The organism is Corynebacterium sp. (genome assembly GCF_030532195.1).
In the GTDB taxonomy this organism is placed as follows: domain Bacteria; phylum Actinomycetota; class Actinomycetes; order Mycobacteriales; family Mycobacteriaceae; genus Corynebacterium.
In genome coordinates, this window is record NZ_JAUNLP010000002.1 from 225,754 (window position 1) to 241,446 (window position 15,693).

Consider the following 15,693-nt stretch of genomic DNA (forward strand, 5'->3'; position numbering starts at 1 on the left):
AGGAGTGCGAAAAATCGCACAAAGTCCCCTGCGGCGAACAAAACAAGGCCAACTAAGGAGACCGCACATGTCCTTCAAAACTCCCGAGGAAGTAGTCGCGTTTATTAAGGAAGAGGGCGTCGAATTTGTTGACGTTCGCTTCACCGACGTCCCCGGCACCGAGCAGCACTTCACCATCCCGGCATCCGCGTTCGACGAGGACGCAATGACCGAGGGTCTGGCATTCGATGGCTCTTCGGTTCGTGGCTTCACTTCTATCGACGAGTCCGACATGGCGCTGCTGCCCGACTTGAGCACCGCGCGCATTGACCCATTCCGCAAGGCGAAGACCCTGAACGTTAAGTTCTTCGTCCACGATCCATTCACCTTGGAGCCGTTCTCGCGCGATCCGCGCAACGTCGCCAAGAAGGCGGAGGAATACCTCATCTCGACCGGCATCGCCGACACCTGCTTTTTCGGTGCTGAGGCAGAGTTCTACATCTTTGACAACGTGAAGTTCGAGACCGACACCAACCGCGGTTACTACGAAGTTGACTCTGTCGAGGGCTGGTGGAACCGCGGCAAGGACGAGAACCCGGACGGTTCTGCAAACCTGGGTTACAAGACTCGCTTGAAGGGCGGCTACTTCCCGGTCGCTCCGTATGACCATTACCAGGATCTGCGCGACAAGATGTGCCTGAACCTGAACAACGCCGGCTTCGAGCTCGAGCGCGCCCACCACGAGGTCGGCACTGGTGGTCAGCAGGAAATTAACTACAAGTTCAACACGATGCTGCATGCTGCAGACGACCTGCAGTCCTTCAAGTACATCATCAAGAACACCGCCTGGGAAGAGGGCAAGTCGGTCACCTTCATGCCGAAGCCGCTGTCCGGCGACAACGGTTCTGGCATGCATGCTCACCAGTCGCTGTGGAAGGACGGCAAGCCACTGTTCCACGATGAGGCTGGTTACGCAGGTCTCTCCGACATCGCTCGCTGGTACATCGGCGGTATCCTCCACCACGCTGGCGCTGTTTTGGCCTTCACCAACCCGACACTGAACTCCTACCACCGCCTGGTCAAGGGCTTCGAGGCTCCGATTAACCTGGTCTACTCGCAGCGCAACCGCTCCGCCGCTGTTCGTATTCCGATTACCGGCTCGAACCCGAAGGCAAAGCGTATCGAGTTCCGTGCTCCGGACCCGTCCGGCAACCCATACCTGGGCTTCGCCGCAATGATGATGGCCGGCATCGACGGCATCAAGAACCGTATCGAGCCGCACGCTCCAGTGGACAAGGACCTCTACGAGCTCCCGCCGGAGGAGGCAGCCGACATCCCGCAGGCTCCGACCTCCCTCGAGGCCGCTCTTGAGGCTCTAAAGAACGACCACGAGTTCCTGCTCGAGGGCGACGTCTTCACCGAGGATCTCATCGAGACCTACATCGCCTACAAGTACGAAAACGAAATCGAACCGGTCCGCCTGCGCCCGACTCCGCAGGAATACGAAATGTACTACGACTGCTAAAGTTTTCGCTTTACGACGGCCGCAGCGAGCAAACCTCCAACTCCTAGCGGCAACTTAGAAACCGCCTGACCACAGTTCAATGTGGCCAGGCGGTTTTGGCATTTGCAGCCTCGACCACGCTTGCAAACTTGCCCAGGAAAACCAAAAAGGCACCAACACTTAATGCTATGTGACTAAGTTCACAGATATTTATTTATAGCCCGCTAAATCACTCTTCGAGATTGGTTTTCAATAAGTAACGATTGCGCATGTCGATGTGGTTATTACGGGTAGCTTATTGACGCAAAAAGGGCTGTGTCGCTATGGCCGTCGTAAAGCGTAAACCTTGTCCCTAAGACGACGTAAACGCCCCTACGCTGTGGTTTTTCCGTATGGTTGAACGACATAACCCCTCGGGTGTTACGGGTCGGGAGACCATGCCGAGGCGTTTTATTGATGATTCTGGAGAGCATGCATCTGGAATTTCTTAAGCGCAGTCACCGAATCGGTGGCCGATGATTTTTAAGAAGGATTTGAGCATTCTTGACTAACGACAACGCTGCCAACCCAGAAAACTCCACTCGCATTGATTTTCTCTACCTCAGCGAACCGGACATGATTGCAGCCGGTGTCACCGACTCCGCCAAGTGCGTTGACACGATGGAAGAGACCCTGATTCTGCTGGCCAACGGTGATTACCGCATGGCGGGCGCATCGGCTAACTCCCACGGCGCACAGATCAACTTCCCGGACAATCCGGTTCACGAGGGCATGCCGGCCAATGGCCCGGACCGCCGTTTCATGGCGATGCCGGCCTACCTCGGTGGCCGCTTCAATGGCGCTGGCGTGAAGTAGTACGGCTCCAACGCGGAAAACCGCAAGAATGGTCTACCGCGTTCGATTCACCTGTTCATCCTGAATGATGCAATTACGGGCGCTCCGAAGGCTGTGATGTCGGCAAACCTGCTGTCGGCATACCGCACTGGCGCTGTCCCAGGTGTTGGTGTCAAGCACCTGGCTGTCAAGGACGCTGAGGTCGTTGGCATCATCGGCCCGGGTGTCATGAGCCGCACTATTCTGGGCTCCGCTCTGAGCCAGCGTCCGTCGATTAAGAAGGTCAAGATCAAGGGTCGCTCAGCTGAGTCCACGCAGAAGGCAGCGGACTGGATCAAGGAGCAGTACCCGCAGCTGGAGGAAGTGCGCATCGTCGACACTGAGGAAGAAGCGATCCGCGACTCCGACATCATCATCGCTGGTACCTCCACTTCCTCCGATGGCCCGTCGGCTTTCCCGTACTTCAAGCAGGAATACCTCAAGCCCGGCGCGCTGCTGCTGATGCCAGCTGCAGCACGTCTGGATGACGAGTTCGTGCAGTCCGACGATTGCCGTCTGGTTGTTGACTACAAGGGCCTCTACGAAGAGTGGTTCAACGAAAACGGCCCGGATGTCACCTACGAGCGCCTGCTGGGCATCCCCGGTAACCGCTGGTGGGACATGAAGGAAGAGGGCATTCTGCCGGAAGAGAAGCTGGTCAATATCGGTGACATCGCATCCGGCAAGGCCCCGGGCCGCCAGAATGATGACGAAATCTTCTGCTACTCCATCGGCGGCATGCCGGTCGAGGACGTCGCATGGGCTACCGACCTCTACGACACTGCGCTGGAAAAGGGCATCGGCACCAAGCTGAACCTGTGGGACACTCCGTTCCTGAAGTAGCGCTGTAAGCAGAGCGCTGTAGGCAAGGCGGTGCGAACAGAGCGCCGCAAACAGCCTGGCCCCGCGCGCCAGGCGGCACAAACTCCACAACTGAATACCACCGCGATGTAATCCGGAGCCCGGTTCCAACCGGCAATCGGCTTTAACCGGCAATCGGTTCCAACCGGGGACCGGAACGAATCGCAAAAAGAGCTAGCTACATTACGCGAAGTAGGCGAATTAATACTCATGGGTAAGTTCAAACCCGGCAGCGAAGAGACCACCCCAGAAGGAATCCAACGATTCATTCGGGATAATGACATCCGCTGGGTGGACGTCCAGTTCACTGACGTTCCCGGCATCGAACAGCACCTGACCGTCCCCGCATCCGAGTTCGACGAAGACGCAATCCAGGAGGGCCTCGCATTCGACGGTTCATCCATCGCCGGTTACACCTCGGTGGATAACTCCGACATGATGCTACTGCCGGACTTGGACACGGCTTTCATCGATCCGTTCCGCAAGTCGAAGACCCTGAACGTCAAGTTCTTTGTCCACGACCCGCATACGCGCGAGCCGTTTAGCCGCGACCCACGCAACATTGCCCGCAAGGCGGAGAACTACCTGTCCGAGCTCGGTTTCGCCGATACTTGTAATTTCGGCGCCGAGGCAGAGTTCTACATCTTCGATTCCGTCCGTTACGACTCCACCTCCAACAAGTCTTTCCACGAGGTTGACTCCGTGGAGGGCTGGTGGAACTCCGGTGTGAAGGAAAACCCGGATGGAACTCGCAACTTGGGCCACAAGGTGCGCACCAAGGGTGGCTACTTCCCTACCGCTCCGTATGACCACATGCAGGATTTGCGTGATGAAATCGGCGAGTACCTGCAGGATGTCGGTTTCCACGTCGAGCGCTCTCACCATGAGATGGGCTCGGGCGGTCAGCAGGAGATTAACTACCGATTCAACACCCTGCTGCACGCCGCCGACGATATGCAGACCTTCAAGTACGTGGTGAAGAACACCGCCAAGTTCAACCAGAAGTCGGCTACTTTCATGCCGAAGCCTCTGGCTGGCGATGGCGGTTCCGGTATGCACATCCACCAATCGCTGTGGAAGGACGGCAAGCCGCTGTTTCACGATGAAAACGGCTACGGTGGTTTGTCCGATATGGCGCGCTACTACATCGGCGGCATCCTGAAGCACGCCGGTGCGGTCCTGGCTTTTACCAACCCGACGATGAACTCCTACCACCGCCTGGTCCCGGGCTTTGAGGCTCCGGTCAACTTGGTCTACAGCCAGGAGAATCGCTCTGCTGCCATTCGTATCCCGATTACCGGCGCAAACCCGAAAGCCAAGCGCATTGAGTTCCGCGCTCCGGATCCGTCGGGTAACCCATACCTCGCTTTCACCGCTGCGATGATGGCTGGCCTGGACGGCATTAAGAATCGCATCGAGCCGGGCAAGCCGATTGACAAGGACCTCTACGAGCTGCCACCGGAGGAGCTCAAGGATGTTCCGACTGTGCCGGCGTCTCTCGACGGCGCACTCAAGGCGCTGGAAGAAGATCACGAGTTCCTGCTGGCGGGTGATGTCTTCACTCAGGATCTCATCGACGCGCACATCCGCTACAAGTTCGAGCAGGAGATTCTGCCGGCTCGCCTCCGTCCGACGACGCAGGAGTTCGAGCTCTACTACGACTGCTAGCAGCTAGCAATCGCGCTTCTCGCTTGACGACGCCCACACCGCCACTCCATTTCCAACCGCTCTGGGGTAGCGGTGTTTTAGTCATTTATCTGGGAAATTGCCCGCGATTGACCTAGGCGACCGTCATACGCGAATCAAGCCAAAAGTAGTGTCAGCACTACTGCGGGCACTTTCAAACGCAACTACCATTGAGGGTATGAACAACAAGTCACTCACCCGTTCCGCCAATAACAAGATGGTTGCCGGTGTGCTCGGCGGTTTTGCTGAGTACTTCAACTGGGATGCGACTCTCCTGCGCGTTGTGTTCGTTGCATCCTTCCTGATGCCCGGCCCACAGCTGCTTCTCTACATTGCTGCTTGGATCATCATGCCTAAGCAGGAATACATGTAATTCGCGCGCCAGCGCGCTATCTTCATTGGCCCCTCACTGCCGCCCCAATGCGGCTGGTGCGGGGCCAGATTTATGAGCACACAACGGCAGTGTCACCGCGACGCATTACACTTTTTTCTCTTCCCCCGCACGAGGGTACTCAGCAGGCTACCCCAGCGTGGTCTTCTGGGAGTCGACGACAAATAGCCGCTGACCTTAGGCTTCTCCTCGTCAACATCCGTTCGACATCAGACCAATATCAGCTCGATATCGGTTCGAGTTTTCCCACCAAGGAGTTTTGTATGAAGATGAAGTTCGCGGCTGGCCTGGCTTCCGCAGCAGTTGCCACCACCCTGTTTGCTCCGGCAGCTTTCGCACTGGACGAAGATTCTGCTACCGCAGCAACCGAGCAGGCCACCACCACTACCGCTCCGGCTGTCGATCCGGAGTTCTCCGTCGCACCGACATCGGAGCCGACCTCCGACGAGGCTGCTGATGCCGCTGAGTCCGCTGAGGCTACCGAGTCCACCGAAGCTGAGGAGACCACGGCACCTGAGGCCAAGCCAGAAAAGCCGGCAAAGCCGACTCTGGAGGAGCAGAAGCAGAAGGCCGACCTTACCACCCAGCGCCTCGACAACGCCCAGAAGGGCATCGGCGCCGCCAAGGACATCATGGATATCCTCGGTCACATCGGCGGCATCTTCGGCCTGGGCGGAAAGTAAAGCACCCCTCTCTACTTTGCTATTCTTTCTCGTCGCGTCACAATTCCATTCTGATTCAGCCTGACGCACATACCGGTTTTACGAAGCAGCGCTATCCCCCGAATTCCCGAACAGCACAGCGGGATTCGGGGGATAGTTCCATTTCTGGGGAACAATCCACGCCTACCCCATTTGGCTACCCTCCATCAATGGCAAGAATCTTCCGTCAATCCCCGCCGCGAATAGCCATTTGACCACCATATAGGCTTTTCGGCTACGTTCAGATATGCGCCTTTTCACCACTTTTTAGTGTCCAGCCATATGGTCAACGACAACCTGTAACAATGGGGTTTGCGACTCGGCATTGAGTGATAACACTTAAAGAAGAAGCAAACGAAGGATGTCCATCAGTGACTGAACCAAACCACACCTCCAAGTCCCGAAAAATCGCGCGCTCGCGCAATGACCGCATCATTGCCGGTGTTCTCGCAGGTCTGGCTGAAAGCCAAGGATGGGACGTCGGCTTCACACGCACTGTCTTTGTCGTCCTCCCCATCGTCGGCTCACTGATCGGCTGGGAAATCGGTGTCGGCTTCCTCGCCATTTATCTTCTCGCTTGGTTCGTTCTGCCCAATGGCAAGTACACGCTTGACGACGACTCCAGCGACAAAAACAGCATCGAAAATATAAAACGGGAAGCTAATCGCAGCTGTAATTAGATTGATACCATTCCGTAACCCTTATTCCCACTACTAGGGATTTTGCTGAAAATCGGCGCTGCAAACTTGATAACAAAAGGTGCAAATTGGGCTACTAATTCCAATTTAAACTTGCATGCTTTACAGAACTCTCTAACGTGTTTTTTGAACGGCTTTCGAGTCGATTCAGCTGCTTCTGATGCCTGCCGAAAGGCATTAGCAGGAGATTCAGATAATCGAATAAGTAGATTACTTAGCTCGACAGAAGGTGAATTTCGTAATGCAGAACAAGAAGATGACCCGGATTGCAACCGCAATTGTTGGCTCCACCGCACTCCTTAGCGGTCTGGCTGCTTGCTCTTCGGACGATGCTCAGAATGCCGCCGAGAACGCCACGGACCAGGCAAGCCAGGTGGCAACCGATGCCACCGATAAGGCTGGCGAGGCCGCAGAGGGCGCAAAGGACAAGGCCGGCGAGGCTGCTGACAGCGCCAAGGACAAGGCCGGCGAAGCAACCGACACCGCTAAGGAAAAGGCTGACGAGGCCAAGGAGGGCATGGGCCTGGGCGACGGTGCCGGTGAGGACGTTGCTGAGGCAGATTTGCCAGCATCCATTACTGATGCTGCTTCCTCGTACACCTCTCCCTACGGCTCTGACGCTGGCGCCTTCGTCTCCGCTAAGAAGGTCGGCGATGCAGTGGCAGCTGAGTACGAAAACGTCACCTTCGTTGAGTCCCCAGAGACCAATGGCGCGCAGCCGCTGATTGGTAAGATTCGCGAGACCTGGGTTGCCAACGGTGCCCTGGAAAATGAAATCGGTCTGCCGACCGCACCGGAGTCCGAGATTGACAATGGTTGGGAGCAGCCGTTTACCAAGGACACCATGAAGTGGACTTCTGAGGACGGTCAGGAATACACCGACTCCTACGAGAACAAGTAAGTTCCACTGCTTACACAGAAAGCCTGCGCAGCCAGTCGGCTGTGCAGGCTTTTCACGTCTTTATGTCAACAGGCCTATTCAAAGACACCCGATGCACCGCGACGGTGAGCGCCGACAATATTGATGTCCACAATTCCCACTGCTGCCATGGAGGCAAAGACAGTAGTCGGTCCAACGAACTTGAAGCCGGCCTTCTTCAGCGCTTTCGCCAGGGCCTTTGATTCTTCAGAAGTATTTGGTACCTCCTCGATAGAGTGCGGCTCTGGGGTCTTATCTGGTTTATAGGACCACATCAGCTCTGCCAGGCCACCCTGCTCACGAAGAGCAATAGTCGCCTCCGCATTATTAATGACCGCATTGATCTTCCTGCGATTGCGAATAATGCGTTCATCATTCATGAGCCGTTCTACATCATTGTGGTCAAAATCAGCGACAACATCGGGATTGAAGTTTGCGAAGTCTTCCCGGAAAGCTGGTCGCTTCTTCAAAATTGTTTCCCAAGACAGACCAGCTTGAAAGGCTTCGAGACTGAGGCGTTCAAACAGCCCCTGCTCATCACGAACCGGCATCCCCCACTCGGTGTCGTAATACTCTCTAAGAATTTCGCTTGACGCTGCCCAAGCCGGCCGGGCAAGCCCGTCATCGCCAATGATGAGTCCGTTATTCTCTGTGTAATCCGATCCAGTTTTCATCAGTCTTCCTATCCCCCAATTAACGGTATGACTACGGTGTGATTGGAAAATTCTCACGGGGGCAACCAGCGCCCAAAAGAATTAACTACTCGCGGTTTTCTTGGCGCCCGACAAGCGCACCATGAACAACATCGAGCACCGGTGTCTCCACCGATGCCTTCTGCCCCATCCTGCGGATGGCACCAATCTGCGCATCGAGCTCATTTGTCAATCCCGCCGCATAGTCACGCTGCATGGACGAGGTGCTTTCATAGCTCTGCGCATCCGTAAAGTCCAAGGTGCTCGAGACAATATCCTTCGGCAGAGCCACGCCACTGGCACGGCCCACTGCCTCGGTTTCCTCAAACATGCGCGTGAGGCTGTCCCGCATTTGTTCACGCAGGTACCCAAATGGGCTTTCAGCCAGAGCACCCAGCGCACCCAGGTTTGCCACGAACATGGCCTTGGCCCAGATATCCACCCAGATATCAGGCAGCTGCTCGCCACCGAGTCCTGCCTTATGCAAAGCCTCAATGACATCGGCGACCAGCTGACTGTGGGAGCCATCGAAGGTACCGATGTTCAGGCTCATCGGCCCTGGTCGGAACTCCACCTCAGCTGGGCCAGTGTGAATAAAGAACCCTCGAATAACGCCTGGGAATACCCTGTCCTCACCAAAACGCTGAGCGGCGAGGTACGGAATCTCCACCGAATTGTGAGTAGTAATAACCGCAGCTCCTTCCGGAATCTGCGGGAAGGGATCATCTCCCGGCAGTGCCTTAGTCGCTGCAATCACCACATCGATATCAACGCCATCGGCTGCGAGTTCATCCCAATTATCCGCTGCCTTAACGGGGATGATGCTGCGCTCTCCGTTTTCGTCGATAAGCGTCAGCCCTACCTCACGAAGGCGGGCGAGCGTTTCACCGCGCGCGAGAAAGACGACATCATAACCAGCTTCAACGAGGCGACCGCCGAACCAACCGCCGACGGCTCCTGCTCCTAGAATTCCGATTCTCATATTCGCCATGTTACGGGTTCAGCAACGTGCTACTTGTGGATTTATGACTTCCATCCACAGCCCAGGAGATGAATTCACAACCGGCCCAGGAGAGCCTGTTTTTTCCTCTTACAAACTGGTATCCTTCGACGCCTGGTTCGCTGAGACTCTCGCGTCATTGGAGTCCACGGAGATGTTCCCTCGCGTGATTGCTGTGGACGGCCGGGGTGGGTCTGGCAAGTCCACACTCGCAACGAAGATGGCTGCTGCATCCGAGAATGCAGTTATCATTCACACCGATGACATCGCTTGGCATCATTCTCGCTTTGACTGGGATACCGAGCTTGCGGAGCATGTCCTAAAGCCGCTTTTGGCTGGCGAACCCGTTGATTACATTCCTCCGGGCTGGGCTTCGCACGGCCGCGAAGGCTCCTTGAGCTTCTCGCCTGCTCCTTTAATCATTGTCGAGGGCAGCGGCTGCATCCGACCCTCCCTCGCTCCTTATTACGGTGCTACGGTTTTTGTCCAATCCGATCTGGTATTGGCTAAAGCCAGAGGTGTCGAGCGAGACGTGGAGCTGGGAGTCAATGGTGACCGTGAACAAGCCGAGGCTTTCTGGGATTCTTGGGCGATTGAGGAGATTTCGTTCTTGCAAAAGACTCGTCCTTGGCAGGAAGCAGATTTTGTGGTGGTGGGGCATGCACCACGCGAGCTGCCTGAGGGGATAGTCAAGGTCGACGAAATAGGGCAACGCTTACTCGACCAGCCTGGTGACGAGTGCTTAGTAATTGCGAACACCGACGAATAGTTCTACCTGCTCAAGAGCAGGGTGAATTACTAACCACTACGTCGAAAGCCCACCTCCTCCCACTGCTCCCCCGTTCAGGGTAAATACTTCCACCCTGCCACTTACTTCATTATCATCGGAAGCAGACATATCAACCCAGGGTTGTTACTCTTTTTGAGGCAAGACCTGAGGCCCACGATTCGTGGTGCCTCGGGTCTTTTTTGCGTTTAACGGCCCTGTCTACCGCGAAAGAAGGTCACGATGGGATCGTCAAAGGATTCCAGCGCGAGGGCAATTGTTGAAAACCTCGGTGGACCTGGAAACATCACCAGCCTAACGCACTGTGCGACACGTCTGCGCTTTGAACTGGGCGATATTTCCAAGATCGACGAGGACAAAATTGATAAGGTGCCGGGCGTCCTCGGCGTCGTCCACCAGGGCGATAACCGCTACCAGGTCATCTGCGGTGGCGGCGTTGAGTCGATGTACACCGCCATCAAGCACCTGCCGGAAATGCAAAACGCAGGCGTTGCCACCAAGTCCGACGCAGACGTCAAGGCTGAGGCACGCTCCAAGGCACGTGGCAAGTACTCCTGGTTGGATGACTTCTTCGAGTACCTCTCCGATTCGTTCCGCCCAATCCTGGGCGTGCTGCTCGGCGCATCACTGATTATCGCCATTGCCGCAGTTCTCGACGGCCTGAAGATCGTCGACTTCCGCGCTGAAGACAAGTCCGCCACCTGGATTTTCGTCGATGCCATGTGGCGCAGCGTCTTCTACTTCCTGCCAATCATGGTCGCCTACAACGCAGCGAAGAAGCTGCGAGTCGATCCATGGCTGGGTGCAGCGATTATGGCTGCACTGATGACGCCGGAATTTATGAGTCTGCAGGATACCGAGCGCTTCACTGACACCATCAAGACAGTGAACGAGGAACTGGGTACCGAGGCTTTCACCGCCAACATCTTCGGCCTGCCAATGCAGCTCAATGACTACGGCGGACAGGTCTTCGTGCCACTGATCATGGTCGCAATCCTGGCAGTGGTCTACCACGGTCTAAAGAAGATCTTCCCGGAAAATGTCCAGATGGTCTTCGTGCCGTTTATCTCCATGCTGATTATGATTCCGCTGACCGCCTTCCTAATCGGCCCGCTGGGCATCTGGTTGGGTAACGGTATCGGCTCTGGCCTGGCATGGATGAACTCGCACGCACCGTTCGTGTTCGCAATTCTCATCCCGATGCTCTACCCGTTCCTGGTGCCGTTGGGTCTGCACTGGCCGCTCAACGCTCTGATGCTGGTCAACATTCAGACTCTCGGTTACGACTTCATTCAGGGCCCAATGGGTGCTTGGAACTTCGCCTGCTTCGGCGCCACCGCTGGTGTCCTGGCGCTGTCCATCCGCGACCGCGACACCCAGATGCGCCAGACTGCAACCGGCGCACTTGCCGCAGGTCTGTTCGGCGGTATTTCCGAGCCGTCCCTCTACGGTATTCACCTGCGCTTTAAGAGGATCTACCCGCGCATGCTGCTCGGCTGTTTCGCCGGTGGTCTGACCATCGCAATCCTCTCCGCCCCGTACGGTGGCGTGACTACCAACGCCTTCGTCTTCACCTCGCTGATTACCACTGTCGTGTTCAAGCCGATGTGGGTCTACCTGATCTCCATCGCCGTGGCGTTCTTCGTAGCCATGTTCGCCATCATTCTCACCGACTACCGCACGCCGGAAGAGAAGGCTGAGGCCGCCGCACGCGCTGCAGAGCGTGACGACGAACCCAGCGAAGATACCCCGCGCGCTGGCTCCAGTAGCTCCGATTCCGCTCCGGCTCCGACCAGCGCTGATACGGATGCCTCTGCTGAGGCTGCAGCCCCGGCTGCCGCAGCTGCCGGTGGTGTCGCCACTGCCGTGGCCACCAAGCCGGTCCACGTTCTGGCTCCGCTTGCCGGTGAAGCTGTCAGCCTTACTGAGGCCGGTGACAAGGTCTTTGCCTCTGGCGCCCTCGGTGACGGTGTCGGCATCAAGCCGACTAGCTCCACTGTCGTCGCACCGGTTTCCGGCACGCTGATGACGGTGGCCAAGACTGGTCACGCCTTCGGTATCAAGACCGATGACGGTGTGGAAGTGCTGGTTCACGTCGGTATTGACACAGTCAAGATGGCCGGTGAGGGCTTTGACGTCAAGGTTGCCAAGAAGCAGCATGTCGAGGCTGGAGATGTCCTTGCTGAGGTCGATTTCGACAAGGTCAAGGAAGCTGGTTACTCCACCACGACACTGATGACTGTCACCAACACCAAGAAGATGGCCAAGGTCGACCCGGTGACATCCGGTTCCGTCCGCGTCGGCGACACGGTCATCGAAGTTCAGCCATAATCGATTTCTAGAAGGCATACCGGCCTCAGCACTCAGCACGTCGAGGAGTTCACGGTTACCGCAATGGAAATCCTGAGAGTATTCAATAACAACGTGGTCCTCGCCAAGGACGCGACCGGTGAAAAGATCATCACCGGTCGAGGAATTGGCTTCCAGGCCCGTCCGGGACAGCAGGTTGATCCTGCGAAGATTGTCCGCATTTTTGTCCCGACCGACGGCCGCGACCCGGACTACATTGCATCGATGCTCACAGAAATTCCACTGGCTCACATCAATCTGGTGACGGATGCGGTGACCGCGGCCGGGCTGCCGGAATCGATGATTCACAACGCTTCCCTGCTCATGGCGTTGGCCGACCACATTGGATTTGCCATCACCAGAGCAGCTAACGGGCAGCGGGTTGATTACCCGTTGCTGGCGGAAGTCAGCCAACTTTATAGTGAAGAATATGCGCAGGCGCAGGCGATTTTGTCGCATATAAACCGCGCTCTGGGTGACCGTCGTATAGCACCGCTTCCCCGCACAGAAGCGATTGCGATTACGTTGCACCTAGTCAACGCTGGGTTTGCTACGGGCGACTTGAGCTTCACCTACACCATGACGGGCGTGTTGCAGCAACTGATGAACATTATCGAAAGCGATTTTGAGATCAAACTGCACACCGAAACCGTCAGTGTGGGACGTTTTATTACGCACTTGCGCTATCTATTCGTCCGCATCGCTAAGCATGAGCAGTTGGAAGACCACCGCTCCGCTATTGGCGAGGCAATCCGCAGCTCCTACCCCGAGTCCTATCAATGTGCACAGCGCATTGCCGCTGTCATTGAACTGCGCCTGGGGTCAGGCCTGACGGAGGACGAGATTTCCTATCTCACCCTGCACATTGCCCGTATTGTGCAGGCAACGGCTGTATCTCCCACCGCATCTGAGCAATCTGCGCACAGTGGCACTGCATCAACGCAAGATGCTCCAGTGGCGGTGGGGCGTACAGGCGCTGTTTCTGAGCCTAAAAATGAGAAAACTTCGATTCGAAAGGATTCCACCATGATTACTCGTACCGCTACCATCGGTTCTTCTGTCGGTCTGCACGCTCGTCCGGCTTCCCTGTTCACGCAGGCTGCCGCTGAGTACGACTACGACATTGTCATCTCTTTCGATGACGAAGAGGCAGATGCCGCCTCCATCTTGGAGGTCATGACTCTGGGCGCTAAGCACGGCGACGTTGTCACCCTGAGCTGCGAAGACGACGCTGCAGCCGAGGCTCTGGACAAGCTGGCTGCCATGCTCGAGCGCGACCTGGATGCCGAGTAGTTTTCCGGCCCCCGATTCGGGTCTGTCCGCTCAATAACGCCCCTCAAAGGAGATGGGAAAGCAATGGTAGAGCAGCACACCGTCATCTACGGCATCGGTGTTTCCACTGGTACGGCAAATGCTGAGGTAGTTAAGGTGCTTCCAGCACCGGGAGTCGACAAGGACGAGCCCGCTTCCACCGACCCCACCGCCGACGGCCAGCGCGTCCGCGAGGCCATGGCCGCAGTCGCCGATTCGCTAAAGCAACAGGCGGAAACAGCCAACCCTAAGGCCCGCCCCATCCTGGAGGCGACAGCGCAGCTGGCAAGCGACCGCGCGCTAGCAAAGGCCGTGGTCAAAAAGCTGAAGGCCGGTTCCGGAGTCACCCAGGCCGTCCATGATGCCGTCGAGGACTACGCGCAGCTGCTCGCAGGCCTGGGTGGCTACATGGCCGAGCGTGTCACCGATCTCTACGATGTTCGCGACCGCACCATCTGTGAGCTGCGCGGACTGCCGAAGCCGGGCGTACCGATGGTCTCGAAGCCGACGATTCTGCTTGCCGACGATCTTGCGCCCGCCGAAACCGTCGGTCTCGACCCCAAGATGGTGGTAGGCATTGTCACCGCCGGTGGCGGCCCCACCAGTCACACGGCCATTTTGGCTGCCCAGCTGGGCATCCCTGCAGTGGTTAAGGCACAGGGTGTCATGGACATCGACGAAGGCACCATCGTGGCTATCGATGGTGGTGCTGGCGAGGTCATCATCCACCCGACGGATGCCGAAATTGCCGAGTTGGAGGAGCGCACTGCACGTCGTGAAGCAGCCTTGGCAGAATCCTCCGGTGCCGGTAAGACGGCGGACGGCTACCCGGTGAATCTGTTGGCGAACATCGGCACGGCTGACGACGGCGAGTCAGCGGCAGCCGAAGACGTCGAGGGCACCGGTCTGTTTAGGACCGAGTTTTTGTTCCTCGACCGCGAGTCCGCCCCGAGCCTGGAGGAGCAGACGGAGACCTACAAGCGCGTGCTTGCGGCCTTTGGCACGCGACGCGTGGTTGTGCGCACCTTGGACGCCGGTGCGGATAAGCCGCTGCACTTCGCTGACCTGGGCGAAGAGGAGAATCCGGCGCTGGGACGGCGCGGGCTGCGCCTGTCTCAGGCTCGCGAGGACCTGCTGGATACGCAATTGGACGCGCTGGCCGCAGCTTTCGAGGCAACAGGAAAGAAGCCTGACCTGCGGATTATGGCGCCGATGGTCGCCACCGTGGAAGAAGCAACCTGGTTTGCGGACAAGGTACGAAGCCGCGGCTTGCCAAAGGTCGGCATCATGATTGAGGTGCCAGCTGCCGCAATTCGCTCCAAGCAGTTGCTGTCCGTGGTGGATTTCGCCTCAATTGGTACTAACGACCTGTCGCAGTACACCATGGCTGCCGACCGTATGCAGGGCGCACTGTCTGACCTGCTCTCCCCTTGGCAGCCTGCGGTTTTGCAGATGATTAAGGAGGCCTGCAAGGGCGGTAATGCCACGGGCAAGCCAATTAGTGTCTGTGGCGAAGCAGGCGGCGACCCGCTGCTGGCACTGGTGCTAGTGGGACTGGGAGTCAGCTCGCTGTCGATGGCTGTGAAGAAGGTTCCGGCCGTGCGTGCTGCACTGCGCCTGCACGATCGCGCCACCTGTCAGCAGATGGCTGCATACGCCGTTGATGCGGTCACCGCCGCTGATGCCAAGGCAGCTGTAACCGCGCTGGTGAACCCGAAGGCGAAGGCTTTGCTGTAGGGTCAAGCCCCTGAATCGGAAAATGACCTATGGCTGCAGTGTCCGGCCGTAGGTCATTTTTATGGTCACTGATAGGTTAATTCAGCGACTGAGGTTTATGGTTTCCGCCAATTTTTCGAATTTGCCCAACTACGGTGGGCCCGGATTTGGTTTCGGGATTTGGTTCCCGGATTTGCTCCGCCACTTATCGATGGATTCTCGTGAC

The 15,693-nt window shown here is 57.1% G+C and carries 12 protein-coding genes and 2 pseudogenes; 12 read left to right on the top strand and 2 right to left on the bottom strand.

Translation table 11 applies throughout. The annotated features are described in order from the left end of the window. The first annotated feature begins 67 nt into the window (after nucleotides 1–67). The 7 genes and pseudogenes from glnA (Q4E11_RS03795) to Q4E11_RS03825 all read left to right on the top strand — a co-directional run bounded on the left by glnA (Q4E11_RS03795) (nucleotide 68) and on the right by Q4E11_RS03825 (nucleotide 7,594). Entirely contained in the window at nucleotides 68–1,504 is a 1,437-nt protein-coding gene (gene glnA, locus Q4E11_RS03795; protein ID WP_303163805.1) for a type I glutamate--ammonia ligase, read from the top strand. Between the two features lie 594 nt (nucleotides 1,505–2,098). Next, nucleotides 2,099–3,199, top strand: a pseudogene (locus Q4E11_RS03800) (tyramine oxidase subunit B). A 228-nt stretch (nucleotides 3,200–3,427) separates the two neighbouring features. Then, entirely contained in the window at nucleotides 3,428–4,885 is a 1,458-nt protein-coding gene (glnA, locus tag Q4E11_RS03805) for a type I glutamate--ammonia ligase (protein WP_303163806.1), read from the top strand. Between the two features lie 196 nt (nucleotides 4,886–5,081). Beyond that, nucleotides 5,082–5,276: a PspC domain-containing protein gene (locus tag Q4E11_RS03810; protein WP_303163807.1), complete on the top strand. Its 195-nt coding sequence runs from the start codon at nucleotides 5,082–5,084 to the stop codon at nucleotides 5,274–5,276. 281 nt (nucleotides 5,277–5,557) lie between these two features. Continuing rightward, the gene (locus Q4E11_RS03815) at nucleotides 5,558–5,977 is read left to right on the top strand and encodes a hypothetical protein (RefSeq protein ID WP_303163808.1); all 420 of its coding nucleotides are present in this window, start codon (nucleotides 5,558–5,560) and stop codon (nucleotides 5,975–5,977) included. Between the two features lie 389 nt (nucleotides 5,978–6,366). Further along, on the top strand, nucleotides 6,367–6,675 hold the full coding sequence (locus Q4E11_RS03820) for a PspC domain-containing protein (protein ID WP_303163809.1): 309 nt from the start codon (nucleotides 6,367–6,369) through the stop codon (nucleotides 6,673–6,675). A gap of 259 nt (nucleotides 6,676–6,934) precedes the next feature. Further along, nucleotides 6,935–7,594 carry a YtxH domain-containing protein gene (locus Q4E11_RS03825; protein WP_303163810.1) on the top strand — a complete coding sequence of 220 codons (660 nt, stop codon included), beginning with the start codon at nucleotides 6,935–6,937 and terminating at the stop codon, nucleotides 7,592–7,594. A gap of 74 nt (nucleotides 7,595–7,668) precedes the next feature. Here the strand turns inward: Q4E11_RS03825 and Q4E11_RS03830 are convergent, their stop codons facing one another. Together Q4E11_RS03830 and Q4E11_RS03835 are read right to left on the bottom strand one after the other, a co-directional pair. After that, the gene (locus Q4E11_RS03830) at nucleotides 7,669–8,286 is read right to left on the bottom strand and encodes a DNA-3-methyladenine glycosylase I (RefSeq protein WP_303163813.1); all 618 of its coding nucleotides are present in this window, start codon (nucleotides 8,284–8,286) and stop codon (nucleotides 7,669–7,671) included. Nucleotides 8,287–8,371: 85 nt separating this feature from the next. Next, nucleotides 8,372–9,286, bottom strand: a complete 915-nt coding sequence (locus Q4E11_RS03835) for a 2-dehydropantoate 2-reductase (protein ID WP_303163814.1) — start codon at nucleotides 9,284–9,286, stop codon at nucleotides 8,372–8,374. Nucleotides 9,287–9,329: 43 nt separating this feature from the next. On the opposite strand from Q4E11_RS03835, the gene Q4E11_RS03840 reads away from it, so the two are divergent. The 5 genes and pseudogenes from Q4E11_RS03840 (at nucleotide 9,330) to ptsP (ending at nucleotide 15,488) form a co-directional block, all read left to right on the top strand. Then, nucleotides 9,330–10,073, top strand: coding sequence for a uridine kinase (locus tag Q4E11_RS03840; protein WP_303163817.1), 744 nt, complete (start codon nucleotides 9,330–9,332; stop codon nucleotides 10,071–10,073). 240 nt (nucleotides 10,074–10,313) lie between these two features. Continuing rightward, nucleotides 10,314–12,422, top strand: a complete 2,109-nt coding sequence (locus Q4E11_RS03845) for a glucose PTS transporter subunit IIA (protein ID WP_303163818.1) — start codon at nucleotides 10,314–10,316, stop codon at nucleotides 12,420–12,422. 63 nt (nucleotides 12,423–12,485) lie between these two features. Then, nucleotides 12,486–13,301: pseudogene (locus tag Q4E11_RS03850) on the top strand (PRD domain-containing protein); the annotation flags it as partial. Between the two features lie 165 nt (nucleotides 13,302–13,466). Next, nucleotides 13,467–13,733, top strand: a complete 267-nt coding sequence (locus tag Q4E11_RS03855) for an HPr family phosphocarrier protein (protein ID WP_303163983.1) — start codon at nucleotides 13,467–13,469, stop codon at nucleotides 13,731–13,733. Nucleotides 13,734–13,796: 63 nt separating this feature from the next. Further along, nucleotides 13,797–15,488, top strand: coding sequence for a phosphoenolpyruvate--protein phosphotransferase (ptsP, locus tag Q4E11_RS03860; protein WP_303163819.1), 1,692 nt, complete (start codon nucleotides 13,797–13,799; stop codon nucleotides 15,486–15,488). Nucleotides 15,489–15,693 lie beyond the last annotated feature (205 nt).

Bases quoted from the DNA above. Each gene is read 5' to 3' on its own strand.
- glnA (WP_303163805.1), top strand. From the start codon at position 68: ATGTCCTTCAAAACTCCCGAGGAAGTAGTCGCGTTTATTAAGGAAGAG.
- Q4E11_RS03830 (WP_303163813.1), bottom strand. From the start codon at position 8,286: ATGAAAACTGGATCGGATTACACAGAGAATAACGGACTCATCATTGGC.
- Q4E11_RS03810 (WP_303163807.1), top strand. From the start codon at position 5,082: ATGAACAACAAGTCACTCACCCGTTCCGCCAATAACAAGATGGTTGCC.
- glnA (WP_303163806.1), top strand. From the start codon at position 3,428: ATGGGTAAGTTCAAACCCGGCAGCGAAGAGACCACCCCAGAAGGAATC.
- Q4E11_RS03835 (WP_303163814.1), bottom strand. From the start codon at position 9,286: ATGAGAATCGGAATTCTAGGAGCAGGAGCCGTCGGCGGTTGGTTCGGC.
- Q4E11_RS03845 (WP_303163818.1), top strand. From the start codon at position 10,314: ATGGGATCGTCAAAGGATTCCAGCGCGAGGGCAATTGTTGAAAACCTC.
- Q4E11_RS03815 (WP_303163808.1), top strand. From the start codon at position 5,558: ATGAAGATGAAGTTCGCGGCTGGCCTGGCTTCCGCAGCAGTTGCCACC.
- Q4E11_RS03840 (WP_303163817.1), top strand. From the start codon at position 9,330: ATGACTTCCATCCACAGCCCAGGAGATGAATTCACAACCGGCCCAGGA.
- ptsP (WP_303163819.1), top strand. From the start codon at position 13,797: ATGGTAGAGCAGCACACCGTCATCTACGGCATCGGTGTTTCCACTGGT.
- Q4E11_RS03855 (WP_303163983.1), top strand. From the start codon at position 13,467: ATGATTACTCGTACCGCTACCATCGGTTCTTCTGTCGGTCTGCACGCT.
- Q4E11_RS03825 (WP_303163810.1), top strand. From the start codon at position 6,935: ATGCAGAACAAGAAGATGACCCGGATTGCAACCGCAATTGTTGGCTCC.